At 53.7% G+C, this 22,984-nt stretch carries 21 protein-coding genes; 9 read left to right on the plus strand and 12 right to left on the minus strand.

Annotated elements, in window-relative coordinates:
• Positions 1-24: 24 nt before the first annotated feature.
• The 7 genes from HCZ99_RS08450 to HCZ99_RS08480 all read left to right on the plus strand — a co-directional run bounded on the left by HCZ99_RS08450 (position 25) and on the right by HCZ99_RS08480 (position 6,825).
• The gene (locus HCZ99_RS08450; RefSeq protein ID WP_167446490.1) at positions 25-807 is read left to right on the plus strand and encodes a maleate cis-trans isomerase family protein; all 783 of its coding nucleotides are present in this window, start codon (positions 25-27) and stop codon (positions 805-807) included.
• Positions 808-824: 17 nt separating this feature from the next.
• Complete coding sequence (eutB, locus tag HCZ99_RS08455; protein ID WP_167446491.1) at positions 825-1,814, plus strand: hydroxyectoine utilization dehydratase EutB; 990 nt, start codon at positions 825-827, stop codon at positions 1,812-1,814.
• 5 nt (positions 1,815-1,819) lie between these two features.
• Complete coding sequence (gene eutC / locus HCZ99_RS08460; protein WP_167446492.1) at positions 1,820-2,812, plus strand: ectoine utilization protein EutC; 993 nt, start codon at positions 1,820-1,822, stop codon at positions 2,810-2,812.
• 58 nt (positions 2,813-2,870) lie between these two features.
• Entirely contained in the window at positions 2,871-4,052 is a 1,182-nt protein-coding gene (gene doeA / locus HCZ99_RS08465; RefSeq protein WP_167446493.1) for an ectoine hydrolase DoeA, read from the plus strand.
• A 271-nt stretch (positions 4,053-4,323) separates the two neighbouring features.
• Positions 4,324-5,322 (plus strand): N(2)-acetyl-L-2,4-diaminobutanoate deacetylase DoeB, encoded by a 999-nt coding sequence (gene doeB, locus HCZ99_RS08470; protein ID WP_167446494.1) that lies wholly within the window; start codon positions 4,324-4,326, stop codon positions 5,320-5,322.
• Between the two features lie 2 nt (positions 5,323-5,324).
• Positions 5,325-5,804: an Lrp/AsnC family transcriptional regulator gene (locus tag HCZ99_RS08475; RefSeq protein ID WP_167446495.1), complete on the plus strand. Its 480-nt coding sequence runs from the start codon at positions 5,325-5,327 to the stop codon at positions 5,802-5,804.
• Between the two features lie 10 nt (positions 5,805-5,814).
• Positions 5,815-6,825, plus strand: coding sequence for a hypothetical protein (locus HCZ99_RS08480; protein WP_167446496.1), 1,011 nt, complete (start codon positions 5,815-5,817; stop codon positions 6,823-6,825).
• Between the two features lie 191 nt (positions 6,826-7,016).
• Here the strand turns inward: HCZ99_RS08480 and HCZ99_RS08485 are convergent, their stop codons facing one another.
• From HCZ99_RS08485 to HCZ99_RS08535, 11 genes are all read right to left on the minus strand, one after another.
• Positions 7,017-7,202: a hypothetical protein gene (locus tag HCZ99_RS08485; protein WP_167446497.1), complete on the minus strand. Its 186-nt coding sequence runs from the start codon at positions 7,200-7,202 to the stop codon at positions 7,017-7,019.
• Complete coding sequence (locus tag HCZ99_RS08490) at positions 7,192-8,553, minus strand: amidase (RefSeq protein WP_167446498.1); 1,362 nt, start codon at positions 8,551-8,553, stop codon at positions 7,192-7,194. The genes HCZ99_RS08485 and HCZ99_RS08490 overlap by 11 nt, the downstream gene beginning before the upstream one ends.
• Positions 8,554-8,578: 25 nt before the next feature.
• Positions 8,579-10,000, minus strand: coding sequence for a TRAP transporter large permease (locus HCZ99_RS08495; RefSeq protein WP_167446499.1), 1,422 nt, complete (start codon positions 9,998-10,000; stop codon positions 8,579-8,581).
• 72 nt (positions 10,001-10,072) lie between these two features.
• Positions 10,073-10,645, minus strand: coding sequence for a TRAP transporter small permease subunit (locus tag HCZ99_RS08500; RefSeq protein ID WP_167446500.1), 573 nt, complete (start codon positions 10,643-10,645; stop codon positions 10,073-10,075).
• Between the two features lie 88 nt (positions 10,646-10,733).
• Positions 10,734-11,897: a TRAP transporter substrate-binding protein gene (locus HCZ99_RS08505; protein WP_217701475.1), complete on the minus strand. Its 1,164-nt coding sequence runs from the start codon at positions 11,895-11,897 to the stop codon at positions 10,734-10,736.
• Positions 11,898-12,100: 203 nt separating this feature from the next.
• A complete protein-coding gene (locus tag HCZ99_RS08510; RefSeq protein ID WP_167446501.1) occupies positions 12,101-13,066 on the minus strand; it encodes a 2-hydroxyacid dehydrogenase in 966 nt (321 codons plus the stop codon).
• 426 nt (positions 13,067-13,492) lie between these two features.
• Complete coding sequence (locus tag HCZ99_RS08515) at positions 13,493-14,656, minus strand: Gfo/Idh/MocA family protein (protein WP_167446502.1); 1,164 nt, start codon at positions 14,654-14,656, stop codon at positions 13,493-13,495.
• A gap of 72 nt (positions 14,657-14,728) precedes the next feature.
• Complete coding sequence (locus HCZ99_RS08520; RefSeq protein ID WP_167446503.1) at positions 14,729-15,784, minus strand: sugar phosphate isomerase/epimerase family protein; 1,056 nt, start codon at positions 15,782-15,784, stop codon at positions 14,729-14,731.
• 105 nt (positions 15,785-15,889) lie between these two features.
• Positions 15,890-16,846 carry an ABC transporter substrate-binding protein gene (locus HCZ99_RS08525; protein WP_167446504.1) on the minus strand — a complete coding sequence of 319 codons (957 nt, stop codon included), beginning with the start codon at positions 16,844-16,846 and terminating at the stop codon, positions 15,890-15,892.
• Between the two features lie 65 nt (positions 16,847-16,911).
• Positions 16,912-17,934, minus strand: coding sequence for an ABC transporter permease (locus HCZ99_RS08530; protein WP_167446505.1), 1,023 nt, complete (start codon positions 17,932-17,934; stop codon positions 16,912-16,914).
• Positions 17,927-19,480, minus strand: a complete 1,554-nt coding sequence (locus tag HCZ99_RS08535) for a sugar ABC transporter ATP-binding protein (RefSeq protein ID WP_167446506.1) — start codon at positions 19,478-19,480, stop codon at positions 17,927-17,929. The genes HCZ99_RS08530 and HCZ99_RS08535 overlap by 8 nt, the downstream gene beginning before the upstream one ends.
• A gap of 174 nt (positions 19,481-19,654) precedes the next feature.
• Here HCZ99_RS08535 and HCZ99_RS08540 point away from each other — a divergent pair, with 174 nt between their 5' ends.
• A complete protein-coding gene (locus tag HCZ99_RS08540; protein WP_167446507.1) occupies positions 19,655-20,689 on the plus strand; it encodes a LacI family DNA-binding transcriptional regulator in 1,035 nt (344 codons plus the stop codon).
• Positions 20,690-20,700: 11 nt separating this feature from the next.
• Here HCZ99_RS08540 and HCZ99_RS08545 read toward each other — a convergent pair whose 3' ends face one another.
• Complete coding sequence (locus HCZ99_RS08545; RefSeq protein ID WP_167446508.1) at positions 20,701-21,189, minus strand: VOC family protein; 489 nt, start codon at positions 21,187-21,189, stop codon at positions 20,701-20,703.
• Positions 21,190-21,815: 626 nt separating this feature from the next.
• Between HCZ99_RS08545 and nspC the strand changes: the two genes are divergently transcribed.
• Positions 21,816-22,913, plus strand: coding sequence for a carboxynorspermidine decarboxylase (gene nspC / locus HCZ99_RS08550; RefSeq protein WP_167446509.1), 1,098 nt, complete (start codon positions 21,816-21,818; stop codon positions 22,911-22,913).
• The last annotated feature ends 71 nt before the right edge of the window (positions 22,914-22,984 follow it).

Consider the following 22,984-nt stretch of genomic DNA (forward strand, 5'->3'; position numbering starts at 1 on the left):
CCACCTCGCCACTTGGAGTTCAGGATGATGTCCGTATCCCAAACGGTCACGCCAGAGCCAGTCGATCTTGCTTATGTTTCCGAACCTGTCGGACCGGCAGGTCACATTGGACTGATAACGCTTGCCACCGATTTCAACAGCGAGGATGACCTGCGCGGCATCCTGCCCGGTGATGTGCGTCTGTTCACCACCCGTATTGAAAATGCCAATCCCGTCACCGTCGAAAACCTGCGTGCCATGGCTGATGATTTGCCCCGTGCTGCGCGCACATTGCTGCCGGGATACGGGGTTGATGTTGCGATCTTTGGCTGCACGTCGGGCACCTCGGTCAATGGATCCGATAAAATCGCCGCCCTGATTAATCAAGGCATGCCCGGTGTCCGTGTGACCAACCCGCTTCTGGCCGGTGAACTGGCCCTAAAGGCCGTCGGCGCGAAAAGAATTGCCATCGTGACACCTTATCTTCCCGCTGTGACACGCTCAGTCGCGGATGGTTTCATCGATAAGGGTTTTGACGTCACCCGACTGATGGGCTTTGGGCTGGATAATGATCGGGACATGACCGCACTGCCGCCCAAAACCATTCTTGATGCCGCGATGAAGGTCGATACACCCGATGCCGATGCAGTGTTTATTTCCTGCACCGCAATCCGATCTGCCGAAATCGTGGCACAGGCCGAACAAAAACTGGGCAAGCCCGTGATCACCAGCAATCAGGCCCTGATCTGGCACGCCCTGCATCTGATCAACTATACAAAGCCGGTCAAGGGTTTCGGCACCCTGTTTGACCACGCCCCGAAACCGTAAAGATAGATCGAGGCCCAATGAAGGACCCCATCACATTTGCTGATGTGCTGTCTGCCCGCAAAAACATTGCGGGCCATGTGATCCATACCCCGCTTCGACCCTCCGCCAGCCTGTCGGATCGGATCGGAACGCCGGTGTGGCTTAAATGCGAACAACAACAATATACCGGCAGCTTCAAGCTGCGCGGTGCCGCCAATGCTGTCCTGCGCCTCAGCGACGACCAAAAGGCCAAGGGCGTTGTTGGTGTCTCAACCGGCAACTATGGCCGCGCCCTTGCCTATGCCGCGCGCAATGCCGGGGTACGTTCCGTGATTTGCATGTCCGAATTGGTGCCGCAAAACAAGGTCGATGGCATCCGCGCCCAAGGGGCCGAAGTCCGCATCATTGGCCAATCCCAGGACGAAGCCCAGCATGAAGTCGACCGCCTTGTCGCCGAAGAAGGCCTGACCATGCTCCCGCCCTTTGACCATGCCCACATCATTGCCGGGCAAGGTACGCTTGGCCTTGAAGTCATCGAAGCGCTGCCTGATGTTGATACCTTGCTGGTGCCGCTGTCTGGGGGCGGGCTTTTGGCCGGTGTGGCCTTGGTCGCCAAAACGATCAATCCCAACATTCGCGTCGTCGGGATCACCATGGAACGCGGCTGTGCGATGATCACCAGCCTGCAAGAAGGCAAACCAACCGCGGTCAAGGAACTGCCAACTCTGGCCGACAGTCTGGGGGGTGGTATTGGTGAAAACAACGAATACACGTTCAATATGTGCGGTGATCTGACCGATGATTTCGTTCTGGTCAACGAAGCCCAGATCGCCGATGGCATCCGTGCGGCCTATATTGACGATCAACAAGTCATCGAAGGATCAGGCGCCGTTGGCATTGCCGCCCTTCGCGCTGGTTTGATTGATAATCCGGGGCGCACAGTTGTTCTGACCACCGGGTGCAACATCGATATGGCCCTGCACAAACGGATCGTTGGCGGCGAAGACGTCGACCTGATGGCGGAGTAATCGACATGCCAAACATCAGAATCCTCACCGAAACCGATCTGCGCAAGGTCATCGACCTTGATATGGACGCGCTTGAATGTGTGCAAGATGCCTTTGTCGCCCTTGCGACCAAGGATGTCCGCATGCCGCCGATCCTGCGGTTGGATATTGATGACCACAATGGCGAAGTCGATGTCAAAACCGCCTATGTTCCCGGCTTGGAAAGTTTTGCGATCAAAATAAGCCCCGGCTTCTTTGATAACCCCAAACTTGGCCTGCCATCGGTCAATGGGTTGATGAACCTGTTTTCATCCACAACCGGCATGCTCGAAGCCGTCCTTTTGGATAACGGCTTTTTGACCGACATCCGCACCGCCGCAGCCGGTGGCGTTGCCGCCAACCATCTGGCGCGCAAGGATGCCAAACATGCGACGATTTTTGGCGCAGGTGTTCAGGCCCGCCTCCAGCTTAAAGCATTAACCTTGGTGCGCCCGATTGCATCGGCCACCATCTGGGCGCGTGATTTGGCCAAGGCCGAAGAATGCGCCAAGGCCGCCTCGCGTGATCTGGGCATTCCCGTCACCGCCACCACCGATGGCAAAGACGCCGCCGAACATGCCGATATCATCGTCACCACAACGCCCGCACGCGAACCGGTTCTGATGGCCGCTTGGGTCAAACCGGGCACCCATATCACCGCGATGGGCTCGGACGCTGAACATAAAAACGAAATTGATCCTGCCCTGATTGGGCAGGCCGATCTTTATGTCTGCGACAGTCAGGCACAAACACGGATTTTGGGCGAACTTCATCACGCCCTGAACACCAAAACTGTGTCCGAAAGCGCAACATTCCCCGAACTTGGACAGGTCATCGCGAAAAATGCCTCTGGCAGAACCTCCGATGATCAGATTACCATCTGTGACCTGACCGGGACTGGTGTCCAAGACACCGCAATCGCCACCCTCGCCCGAAGCCGCTGCGACAAAGCATCGGCCGGTGTCGAGATTACTGCTTAACAACATAAGGAAAATGGGTCAGGAAAACTGAAACCCCGCCTTTATCAGGAGGCCTGCGATGAGCCAGGTTGAACTAAATTTCACACGCGAGGAATACGCCGAGCGTCTGGAGAAAACCAAAAAAGCCATGGTGGAGAAGGGTCTTGATCTTTTGATCGTGACCGATCCGTCAAACATGGCCTGGCTGACCGGCTATGACGGCTGGTCCTTTTATGTCCATCAATGTGTGCTTGTCCCGATTGAGGACGATCCGATTTGGTTTGGTCGTTCCCAAGATGCCAATGGCGCAAAGCGCACGGTCTATATGACCCATGATCGCATCATTCCTTATGCGGATTATTATGTGCAATCGACCACCCATCACCCGATGGATTACCTGTCTGAGGTGATCGAACATCGTGGTTGGGGATCGCGCAGAATTGGCGTGGAAATGGATAACTACTATTTCTCTGCCAAGGCCTTCTTGCAGCTCCAGACCCATTTGCCCAATGCAAAGTTTTCCGATGCCACCGCCCTTGTGAACTGGCAACGTGCGGTCAAATCGGAAACCGAAATTTTCTATATGCGCCAAGCCGCGCGCATTGTTGAAAACATGCATGAACGTATCTTCGAAGTCGTCGAACCGGGCATGAAGAAAAACGAACTCGTCGCGGAAATCTTCCGTACCGGGATTGCCGGTGTTGACGGGATCGGGGGCGATTACCCGGCCATCGTGCCACTTTTGCCATCGGGTCCAGATGCCGGTGCGCCGCATCTGACATGGGATGAAAAACCCATTCCGGGCAATTCCGGGACATTCTTTGAAATTGCCGGATGTTATCGCCGCTACCACGCGCCGCTGTCGCGGACGATCTTCCTCGGCGATCCTGACCAGCGTTTCCTGGATGCCGAAAGTGCCATCATCGAAGGCCTTCAGGCCGGGCTTGAGGCCGCAAAACCGGGTGGCCTGTGCGAAGACGTCGCCCTTGCCTTCTTTGGCGTTTTGCAAAAATACGGCATCGAAAAAGACAGCCGCTGTGGCTATCCGATCGGGCTTTCCTATCCGCCAGATTGGGGCGAACGCACCATGAGCCTGCGCCCCGGCGACAAAACCGTTCTCGAACCGGGCATGACGTTCCACTTCATGCCGGGCCTTTGGTTTGACGACTGGGGGATCGAAATCACCGAAAGCATGATGATCACGGAAACCGGCAGCAAAACACTGACCAGTTACCCACGGCAATTGTTCGTCAAGAACTAGCCGACAGGTCATCACCATCAAAGCGATCAGACGCGGCCACGCCACACCCGCAAACCGCGTCTGATCCTTTAAAACCGCACCGGACCAAACGTTGCGTTGCACATGCCAAAACTCCGGCGATCCGGGATGCCCCGCGCACCATGTCGCTGTGATGCCAACATGCTGCGATGGCGCGATGCCTTACTGCTTCGTCGCTCAATGATCCGGTGCATGATTACAAATGCCAGTTTTCTGCGGTCGCAACTTTCGGCCCATCAAGGATACGACCACTATGACAAAAGCCTCCCCCATCAGCCCGACGATCCCGCTTGATCAGGATGGTATTCATCACGGCTTTTTAAAGCTGCCTTATTCACGCGATGATTCCGCATGGGGGGCTGTGATGATCCCCATCACCGTCATCCGCAATGGCGAAGGCCCGACCGCCCTTTTGACCGGCGGCAATCACGGCGACGAATACGAAGGACTGGTGTCCCTGTTCAAACTAGCGGGCTCCTTGACCGCTTCGGAAATCACCGGGCGCGTGATCATTTTGCCGGCGATGAATTACCCGGCATTTCGCAATGCATCGCGCACCTCCCCGATTGATGCGGGCAACATGAACCGGTCCTATCCCGGCAAGCCTGACGGCACCGTGACCCAGAAAATTGCCGATTATATCTTCCGCTATCTCGTGCCACAGGCCGACATCGTTCTTGATATCCATTCCGGCGGCAAGACCCTTGATTTCATTCCGTTCGCGGCCGCCCATGTGCTGCCCGACAAGGAACAAGAAGCCCGTTGTGTGGCGGCGATGAATGCGTTTGGCGCGCCTTATTCGATGATGATGCTTGAACTTGATGCGGTTGGCATGTTCGATACCGTCGTCGAAGAAGCGGGCAAAACCTTTGTCACCACCGAACTGGGCGGCGGCGGCTCCACCACGGCGGAACGCGTCGCGATTGCCGATCGCGGTGTGCGCAACGTTCTGATCCATGCTGGCATTCTGGGCGGCGACCTTGAACCGGCCCCGGATGGCACCACCATGCTTGATATGCCCGGCGACGATTGCTTTGTCGCGTCCGAGGCCACCGGCCTGTTCGAACCCTGTGTTGATCTGGGCGATATGGTAAAACAGGGCGATTTGATCGCCCGCATTTATGATGTGGAACGCACCGGTGCGACGCCGCGCGAATATTACGCATCACGTGATGGCATTATTTCGTGCCGTCATTTCCCCGGTCTGATCAAGACCGGCGATTGTTTGGCTGTGATTGCAAAGGTTATCTGATCATGATCAAGCTTGATGAGCTCGATCTTAAAATTCTTAAAACCCTGCAACGCGAAGGGCGCATCACCAAGGTCAAATTGGCCGAGGCGGTGAACCTTTCGCCAAGCCCCTGTTGGGAACGGCTCAAACGCCTCGAAGACCTTGGGGTGATTTCGGGCTATCACGCCCATATCAACCTTGAAAAGCTGGTCAAACCGACCTTGGTCATGACCGAGGTAACCTTACGTCATCACCAACATGCTGATTTCGAACGGTTCGAAAAGGCGGTGCAAGACATCCCGGAAATCGTCGAATGCTACGCGCTTGGCGGCGGGGTCGACTACATGCTCAAGGTGCTCTGTCACGACGTTGACGCTTACCAACGCTTGGTCGACCGCCTGTTGGTGTCTGACATCGGCATTGACCGCTATTTCACCTATATCGTCACCAAACGGGTCAAAACCACTGCAGCAATACCCTTAGATAGTTTTATAAAAAATTAGGTTTCAAGAAATGACTTTAGTAATAGCCGGCTATATAGAAGACACCTTCCATTCTGAATTCGATGAAGCAATTAATGAATTCAAAGTTGAATTCGGAGTTGAAATCAAAGAAGAAGAAGAAAAATTCAGAAAATCATCAAAAAATTTTGGAAAACACAGAGATGGAATTTTTGTAATATCCGATAGTATGATAACAACTCCATCTTACACTCACAGGAGGCCATTAGTTACTGGTTTCAAAAAAAATGTGGAAATAGAAATAAAAATAAAAAACCCAAGCATAGGAAATGACGGATACTTTCGGGATTACAATCAATACTACATTAGATATGAATGCTTGCTATCTTTTGCAGGAAGCACGCTTGTTGCGCAACACATCATAAACTCCGTTTCAAACCATCTTTCTGACTTAAAATTAGATTACGAATACAATAAAGAATCAATTTCAGAGCCGAAAATAAGAATGCCATGCGAGTCTGTAAACTTTGAATCAAACCCAAACGATATCTACGATGAAGATTTTTTTGGTTTCAACGATTCTGATCTTAACAAAGCGACGTCTAATGAAATCATTTCAGAAATAGTTAAACATTCGATCAATAGATCAATAAAATCAGCTCAAAAATATAGACTTGACAGCAACTCAATCTTACAAATGAAGACTGATTTTATACTACTATTGAGAAACCCGATAACAGGTGAAGAAAGTATTTACAAATACACGATGAAAAATAAAAATGGTGCGGATGGTATAGTCACGGTTTATGTGGATAAAGAACTCATCCCTCATAACAAAATCGCTGTAATTGGCATGACGAACCAGTTTGAGGAAAAGGCAAAAAAAATTGCCGAAAATGCAATCAAAAATGGAGCTTCTCTAATGGAAGAAATGACTGAATTCATGAAAAATGCCATTTTAGAAGTAGAAAAAAATGGATCATTTGAAATTGGATTCCCTATTGCTATTAAAAAACTAAATAACAAAGGATTAGAAAGAGAAATAATACAATCAATTTCATAATTTTACTTATAAAATAAAAAATGAATTCCAATAAAAGTCATGGATTAAAACACTCTGAGACGCTAACGAAAAGATTTTTAGAAAACTATTCCAATCAAACCTGCCCCACCCACCATAAAAAACGGGGCAGGAATGCATCCCTGCCCCGATTGGGTTAACTCTGTTGCTTGGTCTGCTGGCCGCCGATTGGCTTAGTGTTTGTTTTCGGTCCGCCCCGTGGCGGTATGCCAGAAATCCCACGCGGCCAAAAACACGGTTAGCGCGCCCATGATGCCCAAATCCCATCGCGGCACATAGACGATCAAAATCGCGACAAACCCGGTCAGCAACGCGATGGCAAAAAGTGCCATGGCACGGTTCATTAAATCACTGTTCATCCGGCTCTCCCTGCGTGCTGAGATACGTTTTCAACCAGTTGGCTGTGCGCAACAACCGCGCGTCATTGCCCACCTTGCCAACAAGCTGAATGCCCATCGGCATGCCGTTTTGCGACCACAGCATCGGAATGGTGATCGCGGGCGTGCCACAAAATGTCCAAAGCCCGTTAAAAATGGCATTGCCCGTCGTGCTTAAATCCGCCGGGGCCGGTCCGGGGGCGGCGGGTGTTATGATCGCATCGCAGCGTTTAAACACTTCCTCCAACCCGGCATTAAACAAGCCCCGCCAATCAAGGGCGGCCAGGTAATCACGCGCCTTAACGTCATTGCCCTGATCAATCGCCTTAAGGATTTCGGGCGATAATTGATCACGGCCATGCTTTTCATAGGCGTAATAATGCTTGGCCATTTCAACGAAATTGATCTTGGCCCGAAGGGCGGCGGCATCGTCAAACGCCTTGGGCAACGGCGCTTCAAAGCATTGCTCGCCCAAAACACCGGTGATTTCGCGAAATGCCATCACGGTTTCTTCGTCGGCCACGTCATCAAATTGCGGCGGCCGGACAAAGGCAAACATCGGCGTGACCAACGGGTCACTGGTCGCGGTTTCAAGCAATCTTGGCGTTGGGCAAGGTGCCGTATATCGATCCCCCGCGTCATAGCCAAACAGGCTTTCAGCCACCATCGCCGCCCCACCAATCGAATTGGCAAACACCCCGATGGTATCAAGGGTCGGGCTTTGCGCCAAAACCCCCGTACGCGGAATGGCGCCAAAACTGGGCTTAAACCCAACCACCCCGCAAAATGATGCCGGTCGGATCACCGATCCCCCGGTTTGCGTTCCCACCGCCAGCGGCACCATGGCCGCGGCCACGGCGGCGGCCGATCCGGCGGATGATCCGCCCGGTGTGTGGTTTGGGTTATGCGGATTTCGGGTTTTTGATGGATGCATAAAGGCAAGTTCGGTCGACACCGTCTTGCCCATAATGATCGCCCCGGCGGCTTTAAGCTGGGCCACCAAAACCGCGTCTTCTTCGGGCACGCGCCCAGCATCCAACGGGGTCCCGTTTGATGTCGGAATGCGCGCGGTATCAATGACGTCTTTTAACCCCACCGGCAATCCATGAAGCGGCCCAATCGCCGCCCCGGATTGACGCCGCGCATCAAGGGCACGGGCCTGTGCCATGGCAAAATCGCTATCAAGCCATGCCCATGCCTGGACCTGTGGTTCAATCTCTTCGATCCGCGCAAGGCACGCCTCGACATATTCAACCGCGCGCACCGCCCCGGATGCCAGCCGGTCGCGCAGTTCAACCACATCAAGGGTCAGCAGTGGATTGATTGTACTCATGTTATCTTTCCCGAAGCCTTTTTCATTACCGTGCACCATAGAACACATCAGGCAGATGGAAAACGATCTGCGGGAACGTGTACATCAACACCATGCTGACAATCACCATGAACAGGAACGGCATGATCCCCTTAAAGATATCGGTCAACAAGATACCGGGGGGTGCAACGCCTTTAAGGTAATAGGCCGACATCGCCATGGGCGGGGTTAAGAATGACGTCTGCAAGTTCAACGCCACCAAGATGCCAAAGAACAGCGGATCAATATCAAACAGCGGCAACAGCGGCAGGAAGATCGGCACAAAGATAATGATGATTTCCGACCATTCCAAAGGCCAGCCCAGCAAGAAGATAATCAGCTGCGCCAACAACAGGAACTGAAGCGGTGTCAGGTCAAGCCCACCGACAAACTCGGCAATGACATGTTCGCCCCCCAAATACGAAAATACCGACGAAAACGTATAAGACCCAACAAACAACCAGCACACCATCGCCGTTGTCCGCACCGTCAGGTAAACAGATTCCCGCAACCGATCAAACGTCAACGCCCGGTACGCCGCGGCCAAAATCATCCCGCCCAGCGCCCCAATTGATGCGGCCTCGGTCGGTGTCGCCAACCCAAACAGGATCGATCCCAAAACGGCGAGGATAAGAAACGCCAACGGAAAGAACGACGTCGCCAACATCCAAAGAACTTGGGGCAACGGCACTTCCGGGACTTCTTCGGCAGTTGGGCGTGGGGCGGCTTTTGGCTGAAGCATCGCCCGACCAACGATATACAAAAGATACAGCCCAACAAGCGTCAAGCCGGGCAACAACGCCCCGGCATACAGCCGCACAATCGAAACCCCCGATGCGGCGGCATAGACAATCAACATGATCGATGGCGGGATCAAAATGCCAAGGGTACCGCCCGCACAAATAATCCCGGCGGCAAAGCTTTTATTATAGCGCGCTTTAAGCATCGCCGGCAGGGCCAGCATCCCCATAAGCGTCACAACCGCGCCCACAATCCCGGTCGCCGTTGCAAACAGCGCACAGGTCACAAGGGCCGCAACGCCAAGCGATCCGGGGATATTACGCGCCGCGATATTAAGCGTGCTAAACAGCCGATTGACGATGTTGGACCGTTCAACGATATAGCCCATGAACAAAAACAGCGGCACAGCTGTCAGGACTTCGTTGGACATCACCGTATAGGTTTGGTTGATAAATAAATCGAATATTCGGTTGTTAAACGCCCCTTCAAACCACGTAATGGCCGATGTCAGGGTGTCACTGTCTTCGGCCAGACGGTTAAAGGACCGCCACATCCGGCCAGCATCAAAATAGGCGTAATATCCAAAGCCAATCCCCAACGCCATCAGGGTAAAGGCCACCGGAAAGCCCATAAATACGAGGATAATAAAGATGCCCAGCATCATAAGGGCGACATGTGCGTCAATCACTTTGGCAGCTCCGTTCGGGGGCAATCACTGTTTCTGGCACTGTTTCGGTCCGAAAATCGGGGTTCGTCGCCCTTAATCGTTCTTGGCAACACCCTGCTTCATCAGAAGTTCTTCGGTTTCCTCGACATCATCATCGGCATTGCGCCAATACCCTTCGCGGATACACATGATGCAGCGCATCACCTGCGCGATGCCCTGAATGAACAGAAGAATGCCTGCCGCAACAATCACGGCCTTAAATTGAAAGATCGGAACGCCCGCCGGGCTGTTCACACTGACTTCACCGTATCCCCATGATCGGGCGGCATATTTCCACCCCGAAAGGATCAAGGCGATCACACCGGGGAAAAAGAAGAAGATATAAAGCACCAGATCAACCATGCCCTGGTTTCTGGGCTTCCACAGGCGATACAGGAAATCCCCGCGCACATGCCCACCCCGCGAAAGCGTATAAGCGCCGCCCATCATGAACATCGTGCCATACATGATGAACGACACATCAAGCGACCATGTGGTCGGTGCGTTAAACAAATACCGGGATGCGACTTCATAGCTCATGCCAAGCGTCATCAGGATGATCAACCACCCAAACGCCTTGCCAAACCAGGCGGAAAGCTTGTCCGCAAATTCAATAAATCCGATCATGAGACCTTATCCGTTAGCGTCTTGACCGCCCCGTCCACCAAATCGGGTGCACGGGGCGGTCAGGGTCATCAAAACACTTCGCCGTTGATCAGAGTTTCAACTTGCCTGGGAAGTAGTGTTCATATGCCAACTGATAATCGGGCGAGTTCATCAGTTCGTAATAGGTCACGCGCTCTACCCATACACGCTGGCTATCAAGAACCCGCTTCATGAACGGATCTTCTTCAAGGGTCGGGATCAGTTTGTCCCACGCGTCAAGCTGGGCCGCCAGAATGTCTTTTGACGTCCGGTGCACTTCAACACCTTCATCCATCAATTTCTGCAAATCCGATGAATAGTTATCCATCGCCAATGCGGTGTTTGATGTCGATGCGGCTTCAACACTATGAAGCAAGATCGCCTGCAAATCGGGCTCGATATCTTCCAAAAGCGCCTTGTTAAACAGGAACTCAAAGCTTTCAGACGCCTGATGGTACGATGACAAATAGTAATTTTTCGCAACATCCTGCGCGCCAAAACGCATATCCGATGACGGGTTGTTAAATTCAAACGCGTCAATCACGCCACGTTCCATGGCGGGCACAATCTCGCCCCCCGGAAGCTGGGCAACAGACATCCCCATCGACTGCAAAAGATCGGCGGCAAGGCCCACGGTCCGGTATTTAAGGCCTTCGATATCCGCAACCGAGTTCACCGGTTTTTTAAACCAGCCAAACGGCTGTGCTGGCATCGGGAAGCCCAAACGCCCAACGATATCAAGTCCCATCACGTCTTGGGTCAGTTCACGGTAAAACTCTTGCCCGCCCCCGGCATAATACCAGCTCAGCATGGTGGTCGCAGACCCACCAAACACCGGCCCGGTGCCAAACAGTGACGCGGCTTTGTTTTTGCCATACCAGTAAACCGGCACCGAATGGGCAATATCAATCACCCCGTCATTCACACCGTCAAGCACCTGAAACGCGGCAACAACCGCCCCGGCTGGCAACAGATCGATCTTTAACCGGCCCCCTGCCATTGCTTCAACGCGGTCGACATATTCCTTGGCAAAGGTCATCCAGATATCGGATGACGGCCAAGACGTTTGCATTTTCAACACCAGTGGTGCGGGCTGTGCATGAACAGCCGGTGCCGCAAACAATCCCGATGCCGCCGCACCCCCGGCAACCACCCCGGTTGCCCCCTTGGTAAGGAACGAACGACGCGACACTTCTTTCGACTTAACGCCTTCAGATTTGGTTTTCATCTTCATGAATTCCTCCCAGAAATACCGCTGCACATCGACAACCATTGCCGACACACGAACGGTAAACTCAGCCTTTCAAAAGCCCCTGACCTTCTTTGTTCAAGATCATCAAACATGCGCTTTTCCCGTTTCGGGACCAAAAACCGGCACGCATTTTGTTGTTATTAAAGCTTTGAATTCCCTGATATTTGGCGGTTTATCCGCCTTTTTTACGCGACCCGATCACCCGGTTCACGATCGTTAAAATAGGCATCCAGATTATCAAGCGCGCGGAACCCCATGGCATCGCGCGTTTCTTCGGTTGCTGATCCAATATGTGGCAACAAAAATACGTTTTTTAACCCGCTGATCTTTGGGTTTCCGCCCGGTTCCTCGCAAAACACATCCAATCCGGCGGCAAAAAGCTTCCCACTTTCAAGCGCCGCGACCAGATCATCTTCCTTCACAAGGTTGCCACGCGCCGTATTCACAAGGATCGCGCGGTCGGGCAATAACGCCAATGTGTCTTTGTTGATAATCCCGGTGGTGTCTTTGGTTGCCGGGCAATGCAGCGACAACACATCTGAATTGGCAAACAATCCTTCGATGCTATCGTGGAAAACCGCCCCCTTGGCCAAATGATCGGGCAATGGTTTGCGGTTATGGTAATGCACCGTCATGCCAAATCCGCGGGCGCGTTCGGCGGCAACCTGCCCAACGCGGCCCATGCCCAAAACGCCAAATCGCTTGCCGGTAACTTGCCGCCCGACCATGAAGGCGGGCGACCAAAAATCCCATTTCCCGGCCCGCACCATGGCGTCACCCTCGGCCCCGCGCCGCGCAGCACCCAGCATACACAACATGGCGATTTCCGCCGTCGCGTCCGACAACACATCGGGGGTATTGGTCACCACCACCCCGGCTTCTTTGGCCGCCGCCAGGTCAACGTGATCGACCCCGACCGAATGGTTGGCGATGATTTTCAATCTGTCAGGAAGCGCCGCAATCACATCGGCGGTAAAATGTTCGGAATGGCACGGCAGGACCGCGTCAAAATCCTGACATTTGGCAATCAATTCATCCGTCGAAAACACGCGGTCTTCGGCGTTGATCATCACGTCATAATCGCGCGCTGCGCGCTTTAACACAGCATCGGTCAGTTTCCGCGTGATTAGAAGCCTCGGCTTGGCAGGCATCGGACGCTCCCGGTTTTTCCCTGATGGGTATGCTTATTTATTATTTTTCAAGCAAACACCTTTACGGAAATTCCATCAATAGACGATCAATCATGGGGCGAATCTTTTTCACTTCGTGGAAAACCAGCCCCCGGCTTTCTGCGCGTCTGCGCCCCCATCGTCCTGTGCCCAAATTTAAAAACCACGGCGAACGCATTCCCAAAACAAGCCCGATCAAGGCGTTATTGACGATTTACATAACCGATTCGCCCCTCAACCCTGGATCATACGCCCCCCAAAATCATGGGTAATCACAAAAAAAGGCCGCTGCCGGTAAAAGCAGCGACCAAGTTTCATTTCGCTGGGACGAAACAAAATTTGAATTTGGATGTAACCGTCATGTGGGCGATGACATCACCGCCCACCGCGCAAACAGAAATCCGCGCGTTAAAGTTTGACCCAAGACGCACCGTCTTTGCCCGACCGCACCACGGCCTCGACAAACTGCATCCCCTTCAGGCCTTCTTCAATTCCCGGCACCAAAAGGGCTGCCGGGTCTGGCGATGTCCCGCTTAGGCTCGCCGTCAATTGATCGGCAAAATCGCTATAAAGGTTGGCAAACCCTTCCAGGTAGCCTTCCGGATGCCCCGGCGGAACGCGCACACCGCGCAAACCTTCGGCACCAATCCCGGCGCCACCACGGGTCAAAAGTTCCGGGCGGCCATCAAGCGGGCGGAAATGCAAATGGTTGGGATGTTCCTGTTCCCATTCAATGCCGCCTTTATCGCCATACACCCGCAATTTCAGGCCGTTTTCATGGCCAATCGCCACCTGACTGGCCCACAGCATCCCGCGCGCGCCGTTGTTATAGCGCAGCAAGATTTGCACATTATCGTCAAGCTTGCGGCCCTCAACAATCGCATCGACATCCGCACACAGCTCGCTAATCTCAAGGCCGGAAACAAACCCGGCAAGGTTATGGGCATGGGTGCCAATATCGCCCAATGCTCCGCCCATTCCGGCCTTGGCCGGGTCGGCACGCCAACTGGCTTGTTTGTTGTCGGTATCTTCCACCCGTGTCGCCATCCAGCCTTGCGGGTATTCCACCTGCACCACGCGAATATCGCCAAGCTTGCCATCGGCCACCATCTGGCGGGCTTCGCGCACCATTGGATAGGCGGTGTAATTATGGGTCAGCGCGAACAAAAGTCCGGTTTCCTTGACCTTGGCGGCCAATGTTTCGGCCTCCTCCACGGTCAGGCACAGCGGCTTGTCACAAATCACATGAATACCGGCATCAAGCATCGCCATCGCGGCGGGGAAATGCAGATGGTTGGGGGTAACAATCGCACAGACATCAATGCCGTCATCTCGCGCGGCTTCTTGCTTTGCCATCGCGTCAAAACTGTCATAGCTGCGATCTGGCGCAATAAACAGCTCCTCGGCAGACGCGCGCGCCACATCGGGCTTGGACGACAATGCGCCCGCCACCAGTTCATAGCGATCATCAAGCCGGGCGGCAATGCGATGCACCGCGCCAATAAAGGCCCCGTGTCCGCCGCCAACCATGCCCAGTCGGATACGCCGATTAAGGGGGTTTGTGTTGCTCATGTCTGCCTCCTGATGTCTTTTTTGCCGGGATACGCGCGGCGATCAAACCGATCACCGCGCCATCATCGGGTGTTAGCTTAGTCCAAGAATACGGCGATTGGCCGCCTCGTCCGTGCCGCCATCGGCGAAATCGTCAAAGGCCTTTTCCGTCACGCGAATGATATGGTTTTTAATAAACTCCGCCCCTTCGCGTGCGCCGTCTTCTGGATGTTTAAGGGCACATTCCCATTCCAAAACCGCCCAGCCATCAAAATCAATCGCCGCCAATTTCGAAAAGATCGCGCCAAAATCAACCTGCCCATCGCCAAGCGATCTGAAACGACCGGCCCGATTGGCCCATCCTTGATATCCGGAATAAACGCCTTGCCGCCCGGTCGGGTTAAATTCGGCATCCTTCACATGGAACATGCGAATACGCTCAGCGTAAATGTCGATGAAATCAAGGTAATCAAGCTGCTGAAGAACAAAGTGGCTCGGATCATACAGGATGTTGGCCCGGCTGTGATTTTTCACCCGTTCCAAAAACATCTCAAACGTCGCCCCGTCAAACAGGTCTTCGCCCGGATGAATTTCGTAACACACATCCACACCGCAATCGTCGGCGACATCAAGGATCGGCATCCAACGCGATGCCAATTCATCAAACGCACTTTCAACCAACCCGGCGGGGCGTTGTGGCCACGGATAAACATACGGCCAGGCAAGCGCACCTGAAAATGTCGCATGCGCATTAATGCCCATATTCTGCGATGCCTTGATCGCGGCCTTAACCTGCTTCACCGCCCATTCTTGGCGGGCTTTGGGATTGCCGCGCACTTCTGGCACGGCAAAGCCATCAAACATTTCATCATAGGCCGGATGGACGGCAACAAGCTGGCCTTGCAGATGGGTCGAAAGTTCCGTCACCTCAACGCCATGTTGGGCAAGGGTTCCTTTGACCTCGTCGCAGTAATCTTTACTGTCGGCTGCGCGTTCAACATCAAAAAGGCGCTTGTCCCAACTTGGGATCTGAACCCCCTTATAGCCGATGGACGCGGCCCATTTTCCGATGGAATCCAGGCTGTTAAACGGGGCTTCGTCACCTGCGAACTGCGCAAGAAACAGTGCCGGTCCCTTGAGCGTTTTCATCGATAACCTCATAGCGCTGTGGCAAAATGGAATTGGAAAATCTCGTGCAATCAAGATCGGCGGGACCGGGCGGGGTTATGCACCCGGCCCCCTGTGATTGCCGCCTTAGAACGGGCTATCTGGGAAATAGAAGTTCTTGGCGTTTTCTTGCGTAACAACCGTCGCACCCAGAATGTAACGGCCTTCAACCGGCACACCTGATGCGAATTTAAGCGCGGTCAGTTCCATCGCGGTTGCGATCATTGCCGGCGGATACAACACATCAATCGGCGTCAGTTTGTCGCCATCCATCACGCGTTTGATGATGTCTTTCATGCCAGCCCCACCCACGATGAACATTTCATCGGTCCGATCGGCCTGTTTTACCGCTTCGATCACGCCAAGGGCGATGTCATCATCCTGTGCCCAAACTGCGTCGATTTCCGGGAAACGTGACAAGAAGTCCTGCATCACTTCATAGCCATCATCTCGGTTCCAGTTGGCGTGCTTCATATCAAGCACTTCGATGTTTGACCCTTCAAGCGATGCAACAAACGCATCCACGCGTTCAGTATCGACCGTGGTCGGAATACCACGCAGGACAACAATCTTGCCCTCGTCATTCAGGCGTTCACGGATATATTCACCCGACACCCGGCCAAGCTGTGGGTTATTCCCGGCAACATAAACGTCCTCAATTCCCGGCAGCGAAAGACCACGGTCAACCACAGTCACAAACTTGCCCGCCTTTTTGACCTGCTGAACCGGCACCGTCAGCGGATCGGATTCAAACGGCAACACCACCAACGCATCGATGTTTTGCACCGATACCAAATCTTCCAAATCATTGGCCTGTTCGGTCGCACCATTGGCCGACACCACAATCACATCAATGTTGGGATAGGTTGCTTCAATGCGTTTTTCCGCCTGTTCCGCGTGCCAGTTCAAACCACCGGCCCAGCCATGGGTGGCGGCTGGAATGGACACACCGATTTTGACTTTTTCCTGCGCCATCGCACCCACTGATGCAAGGCTAAGGCTCAACGCACACGCCGCCCCAAGATATTTTGCAAACCTTTTCATTTGCGTTTCCTCCTGATCAAAAAAAATGATGCATTTTCACATTCATTCCCGGCGTTAATCGCCGGTTATTTGCTCTTTTTGCGTCGCCAGTCCCCGCGCTGCAGGAACACCGCGACGATGATAATCAGACCCTGAACAGCCCCGTTCAGGTAGTTACTGATCGCATCCGTCAAATTCAGGATATTGCCAATCGTCGTCAGCATGATCGCGCCGATCACCGTGCCCCAAATGCGGCCATAACCGCCCTTAAGCATGGTGCCGCCAATGATCACGGCCGCAATCGCTTCCAGTTCCCAAAGAACCCCGGTCGAACTCGATGCCGATCCCAAACGTGGCACATAAATGATGGTGGCAATCGACACACACAGCCCCTGAATCACATAGGTCAGGGTCTTAACCCGGTCGACATGGATCGCCGAATAGCGCGCAACCTGTTCGTTCGATCCAATGGCAAAACATTTCCGGCCAAACGGCGTCATGTTCAGCAAAACATATCCCGCAACAGCCACCGCAAAGAACACCAGAACCGGGATCGGAATGCCCATGACATCGCCGTAATAAACCGGGCGATACACCCCGCGAATATCGAAATCCAACGACAAGGTCCCGCCATCGGCCATATAGGTCACAAGCGATCGGTAAATCCCCATGGTGCCAAGGGTGACGATAAATGCTTCGATCTTGCCCTTGGTGCTGACAAGGCCGTTCACCGCCCCGGCCCCAATGCCCAAAACAACGCTCAGCAAAATGCCCAGCAGCACGGTCTCAACCCCGGCCCCCAATGTAGCGACCAAACCGTTCATCACAACAATCATCGCACCGGAAATAAACGCCGCCATCGACCCGACCGACAGGTCAATACCCCCTGCGGTAATCACAAAGGTCGCCCCAACCGCGATGATGCCGATAAAGGCCGCGCGGGTGAAAATGTTCGAAAGGTTGCCACCACTTAGGAACGCTTCATTGATCAGCGTGCCCAAGATGAAAAGCCCGACCAGTGCCAAAAACGGCCCCAGCGCCTTAAAATCGATGTTAAAGCCGCCCGAAGTCTTCTTTGTCGGTGCTTCGTTGCGCTCAACGCTACTCATGAACAGACGCTCCCTGCTTGCCTGAAATTCCTGTCGCGTGCCGCATGATTTCATGCTCATTGCGGCCATCCCCCACCAGAATGCCGGTAATGCGCCCCCCTGCCATCACCGCAATACGGTCAGACAGGCCAAGCATTTCAGGCATTTCAGACGACAGAAGAATGACGGATTTTCCACGATCGGTTAGATCGCCGATGAAATGATAAATCTGGCTTTTGGTGCCGATATCGATGCCGCGCGTTGGCTCATCAATGATCACGATGTCCGGGTCGGTTTCCATGACCTTCGCCAACAGCAATTTTTGCTGATTACCACCCGAAAAATCACCGACCTTTGATTTGCGATCAGCCGCGCGGATATCAAACGCCTCAATCGCGGTTTCAAGTGCGTCTTCTTCGGCCTTGCGGTTTAAAAACACCCGCCCGAATTTTTCCAACGCCAACAAGGTCAGATTGGGCCGCATATCCATATTCAACAGCAACCCGCTGCCTTTGCGGTCCTTGGTCAAATAGGCAATGCCGCATTTCTTGGCATCTTGCAGGCTGGTGATTTTGACCGGCTCGCCATTGCGCTCGATCTGGCCACTGCTGCGTTCACGAAGACCAATGATTGCTTCCATCAACGCGGTCCGCCCGGCCCCGACAATCCCGGCAAAGCCCAAAACTTCGCCGCGCCGCAAATCAAAACTGGCGTCGCGCACCAGCCCGTCGACACTGACGTCACGCACCGACAGGGCAATTTCCGCCCCGTCATCGGCGTGCCGGTCGGGGAACATTTGTTGGATATCGCGCCCCACCATCAGGCGCGCCATATCATCCTTTTCAAGCTCGGCCACGGTTTCGGTCGCGATATGTTGCCCATCGCGCAACACCGTCACCCGGTCGGCAATCGCTTTGATTTCGTCAAGCTTGTGGGAAATATACAAAATGCCGACACCCTGCGCGCGCAGGCGTTTGATCTGATCAAACAGGATATCAACTTCGCGCCCAGTCAGAACCGCTGTCGGCTCATCCAAAATCAGGATATCGGCCTTTTTTGACAGCGCCTTGGCAATTTCGACCATCTGACGATCAGAAACCGCAAGGTCGCGAATGCGGGTGCGCGGATCAATGTCGCATTGCAACTGATCCAAAAGCTTCTTGGCCTCGGCCCGCATTGCCGCTTTATCAAGGAACCAGCCGCGTTTGATCTCGCGGCCCAAAAAGATGTTTTCTTCAACGGTCAGTTGCTCGGCCAGATTAAGTTCCTGATGGATCAGGATCACCCCATGGGCTTCGCCGACTTCACTGTCGTCAAACGTCACCGGCTTCTGATCCAGGATCAACTCGCCGCTGCTCGGTTGGTGATATCCTGACAGGATTTTGACCAAGGTGGATTTGCCAGCGCCATTTTCGCCCAAAAGCGCATGGACCTCGCCCGCATGCAAATCGATGGAAACATCGAAAAGCACCTGTGCCAACCCAAATGACTTGCAAATCTTCCGACCAGACAGGCGCACACGCCCCTCCGCATCGGGTTTAACCGCGTGTGCGGCCGTATCCGACATCTATGTATCCTCCCTGGCGTCGCATTTTTGCGATCATCTCTTGGTTCCTTCCTCTGTAAACGTTTTCATTTTTTATGTAAACCTTTACATTCGCGTTTTCGGCCCCAAAAATCACCACATCCCATTCGGATGAATGCTGCTGGACAGTCTGTGACCGGCAGAGTAGGAAGAAGCATGCACGAAAAAATCGCGACGATAGAAGATGTTGCCCGCCACGCAGGGGTCTCAATTGCCACTGTCAGCCGGGCCTTGCACAAACCCAATGTGGTGTCCCAATCCACGCGGGAAAAAGTGCAGTCGGCCATCGCCGCAACCGGATATACTGCCAATGTCATGGCGCGCAACCTGCGCTTGAACCGGTCGGGCATGATTTTGCTGCTGGTGCCTGATATCGGAAACCCGTTCTTTTCCGCCATTCTGTCTGGGATTGAACAAGGGGCCAGCAAGGCGGGCTATAACGTTCTGATCGGCGACACCCAAAACGATCCGGACCGCGAAGCCACCTATGCCGCCTATCTGCGCAGCAATCAGGCCGATGCCATGATCTTGCTCAACGGGCGTCTTCCGGCCCCGCTGGCCAATTCCCCGGCCAAGGCCTCCCCGCCCGTGGTGATTGCCTGCGAACGCATTCCCGGCTGTGGTCTTCCGACCGTGATCATTGATAACGAGCAGGCGGCCTTTGATGCCACCACCCATCTGATCGATCACGGCCATACCCGCATCGCCAATGTTGCCGGGCCGGGCAATAATATCCTGACCGTGGATCGCACGGCGGGGTATCGTCGGGCCCTGACCGAAAACGGCATCGGAATTGATCCCGCCCTGACCTTTGTCGGCGATTACTCAATTGATTCGGGGATTGCTGCCGGCCGTGCGCTTTTGGCCGATCCCAAAACACGCCCGACCGGCCTGTTTTGCGCCAGTGACGGCATGGCCATCGGCGTGATTGTCGCCGCCAAGGAACTTGGCCTGCGCGTGCCCCAAGATGTGTCTGTGTTTGGCTTTGATGATATTCATCTGGCCGCGGCCTATGACCCGCCGCTGACCACCGTACGCCAACCACGCCGCCGCTTGGGCGAACGCGCCATTGCCTTGTTGCTTGATCGCCTTGATCCGACAACCCCGAACAAACCCGCCCAACCGGGCCCGGTCATCGTCCCGACCGAACTGATCATTCGCCAAAGCACCGGCCCCTGCCCAAAAAGCTGACAGTACCCAACCTAACGGTCGGTAATGCGGCGCCATTCGTTAAACACTTCGCGTGCGCGGCCTTCGTGATCGTCGTGGGATTTGGCTGTTTCCGAGGCAAAGATTTTAAACCGGATGCCATTGGGATCGCGCATGAACAGGCGGCGCGACGTGCCGTCATCTTCGTTGTGATACAGCACTTTATGCTGGAACAGATGGTTTTGCCACGCCACCACATCGCGCGTCGTTTCACAGCGCAGCCCGATGTGAAACACATCATCAGGCATTTGCGGATCATCGGGATACGGCCCGGTATCGGCCGGCCAGTCAAAGAACGACAACCGGGTGCCATCGGTCAGGGCATAGGTCATCAACAGATAATCGCTTTTCCAAGACGGGCTATATCCGCTTTCCGCATGGACAAGCGTCGCCCCCATGACTTTGCTGTAAAACACGTCCGTCGCTTCAAGGTCGCGGGTTGGAAAGGCAAGATGATCAACACTGACAGGTGCGGCTACCATGTATGTCTCCGTCCTTTTGGTCCTTATCGTAAACGTCGCGCGGCCCAATGAACCCCTGCACATAAAATCCGGCACATAAAATCCAACGCATTGAAAAATAACGCCTGCAATGTAACACTGCGATAGAAATCGGCGTTATGTCGCCATGGCGTCTGGCGATGCTCGGTCGTGCTTTTTGGTTCATTGACCTGCCCTAATAGATGGGGAATTGCAGGCCAAAATCAATGTGATGGGCTGCTTTTGAAATCGTCATGAAAGGACAACATGCAAAGCAGGGCAAAATCGCCATACATAGAGGCCGATTACCATATTGACCGCCCTGCCCCGCACTGCTATTGGGTCGCGGAACATATGGACGATCGCGCGCGTTGATATCAAACGACCCTGACAACGCGCATTTGGCATCAACACCCGGTAAGGGGACATAAACGATGAATGACCATAGTTTATCCGTCTCCTCTTCGTGGATGACGCAGCGTTTCGCCGATCATTAGATGATTGCACCCTTTTGGTGCCCAAAATCGGACCCTCGCCAAACATCATTAAATGCATGCATTGGTACGATGGTCCTGTCATCGACGTCCTTTTATCCCCGTTCCTTGTGACATAGTTGTAGAGAGCCGCTTATGCCCGCAACGCCCTATTACCTGATCGATAAGTCCAAGCTGTTGCGCAACATGGAAAAAATCGCCTATGTGCGCGAACAGTCCGGTGCCAAGGCGCTTTTGGCGTTAAAATGCTTTGCCACCTGGTCGGTGTTTGATTTCATGTCCGACTATATGGACGGCACCACGTCGTCCTCGCTTTACGAAGTCAAACTGGGCCGTGAAAAGTTCGGCAAGGAAACCCACGCCTATAGTGTGGCCTATTCCGATGGGGAAATTGCCGACGTCGTGCACAATGCCGACAAGATCATTTTCAATTCCATCAGCCAGCTAACCCGGTTCAAGGACCAGGCATCCGGCATCGTGCGCGGCTTGCGCCTGAACCCACAGGTTTCCACCTCAAGCTTTGATCTGGCCGATCCGGCCCGTCCGTTTTCGCGTCTTGGCGAATGGGATGTGACCAAGGTCGAAGCGGTGATGGACCAAATTTCCGGCTTCATGATCCACAATAACTGCGAAAATGATGATTTCGATCTGTTTGATCGCATGTTGACCGACATCGAACAGAAATTCGGGTCCCTTCTGTCGCGTGTCGAATGGGTCAGCTTGGGCGGCGGCATTCACTTCACCGGCGAAAATTACCCGCTGGATGCCTTCTGCGCGCGGCTGAAATCCTTCTCAGAAAAATTTGGTGTGCAGGTATATCTCGAACCCGGCGAAGCCTCGATCACCAACAGCACGACCCTTGAGGTCACCGTGCTTGATACCCTGTTTAACGGCAAGAATTTGGCCATCGTCGATAGCTCGATCGAGGCCCACATGCTTGACCTTTTGATTTACCGCGAAAATGCCAAGGTCCTGCCCAATACGGGCGATCATTCTTACATGATTTGTGGCAAATCCTGCCTCGCCGGTGACGTTTTTGGCGAGTTTAATTTCGATCATGAAATCAAGGTCGGCGACCGCATCAGCATCCAGGATGCCGCGGGCTATACCATGGTCAAAAAGAACTGGTTTAACGGGGTCGGCATGCCGTCCATCGTTATCCGGGAATTGGACGGAACAACGCGCGTTATTCGCGAGTTTGACTTCACTGACTTCGTTTCAAGCCTTTCGTAATTTCAAAACGAAACGGCTGTTTTCATTGCGAACCGGGGTATGGCACTGCCTGCCCCCACCTCTCAAACAAG

The organism is Thalassospira lucentensis (assembly GCF_011806425.1).
Lineage (GTDB): Bacteria > Pseudomonadota > Alphaproteobacteria > Rhodospirillales > Thalassospiraceae > Thalassospira > Thalassospira lucentensis_B.

Excerpts from the sequence above, each read along its gene's own strand:
- HCZ99_RS08450 (WP_167446490.1), top strand. The coding sequence starts at position 25 with ATGATGTCCGTATCCCAAACGGTCACGCCAGAGCCAGTCGATCTTGCT.
- eutB (WP_167446491.1), top strand. The coding sequence starts at position 825 with ATGAAGGACCCCATCACATTTGCTGATGTGCTGTCTGCCCGCAAAAAC.
- eutC (WP_167446492.1), top strand. The coding sequence starts at position 1,820 with ATGCCAAACATCAGAATCCTCACCGAAACCGATCTGCGCAAGGTCATC.
- doeA (WP_167446493.1), top strand. The coding sequence starts at position 2,871 with ATGAGCCAGGTTGAACTAAATTTCACACGCGAGGAATACGCCGAGCGT.
- doeB (WP_167446494.1), top strand. The coding sequence starts at position 4,324 with ATGACAAAAGCCTCCCCCATCAGCCCGACGATCCCGCTTGATCAGGAT.
- HCZ99_RS08475 (WP_167446495.1), top strand. The coding sequence starts at position 5,325 with ATGATCAAGCTTGATGAGCTCGATCTTAAAATTCTTAAAACCCTGCAA.
- HCZ99_RS08480 (WP_167446496.1), top strand. The coding sequence starts at position 5,815 with ATGACTTTAGTAATAGCCGGCTATATAGAAGACACCTTCCATTCTGAA.
- HCZ99_RS08485 (WP_167446497.1), bottom strand. The coding sequence starts at position 7,202 with ATGAACAGTGATTTAATGAACCGTGCCATGGCACTTTTTGCCATCGCG.
- HCZ99_RS08490 (WP_167446498.1), bottom strand. The coding sequence starts at position 8,553 with ATGAGTACAATCAATCCACTGCTGACCCTTGATGTGGTTGAACTGCGC.
- HCZ99_RS08500 (WP_167446500.1), bottom strand. The coding sequence starts at position 10,645 with ATGATCGGATTTATTGAATTTGCGGACAAGCTTTCCGCCTGGTTTGGC.
- HCZ99_RS08505 (WP_217701475.1), bottom strand. The coding sequence starts at position 11,897 with ATGAAGATGAAAACCAAATCTGAAGGCGTTAAGTCGAAAGAAGTGTCG.
- HCZ99_RS08510 (WP_167446501.1), bottom strand. The coding sequence starts at position 13,066 with ATGCCTGCCAAGCCGAGGCTTCTAATCACGCGGAAACTGACCGATGCT.
- HCZ99_RS08515 (WP_167446502.1), bottom strand. The coding sequence starts at position 14,656 with ATGAGCAACACAAACCCCCTTAATCGGCGTATCCGACTGGGCATGGTT.
- HCZ99_RS08520 (WP_167446503.1), bottom strand. The coding sequence starts at position 15,784 with ATGAAAACGCTCAAGGGACCGGCACTGTTTCTTGCGCAGTTCGCAGGT.
- HCZ99_RS08525 (WP_167446504.1), bottom strand. The coding sequence starts at position 16,846 with ATGAAAAGGTTTGCAAAATATCTTGGGGCGGCGTGTGCGTTGAGCCTT.
- HCZ99_RS08530 (WP_167446505.1), bottom strand. The coding sequence starts at position 17,934 with ATGAGTAGCGTTGAGCGCAACGAAGCACCGACAAAGAAGACTTCGGGC.
- HCZ99_RS08535 (WP_167446506.1), bottom strand. The coding sequence starts at position 19,480 with ATGTCGGATACGGCCGCACACGCGGTTAAACCCGATGCGGAGGGGCGT.
- HCZ99_RS08540 (WP_167446507.1), top strand. The coding sequence starts at position 19,655 with ATGCACGAAAAAATCGCGACGATAGAAGATGTTGCCCGCCACGCAGGG.
- HCZ99_RS08545 (WP_167446508.1), bottom strand. The coding sequence starts at position 21,189 with ATGGTAGCCGCACCTGTCAGTGTTGATCATCTTGCCTTTCCAACCCGC.
- nspC (WP_167446509.1), top strand. The coding sequence starts at position 21,816 with ATGCCCGCAACGCCCTATTACCTGATCGATAAGTCCAAGCTGTTGCGC.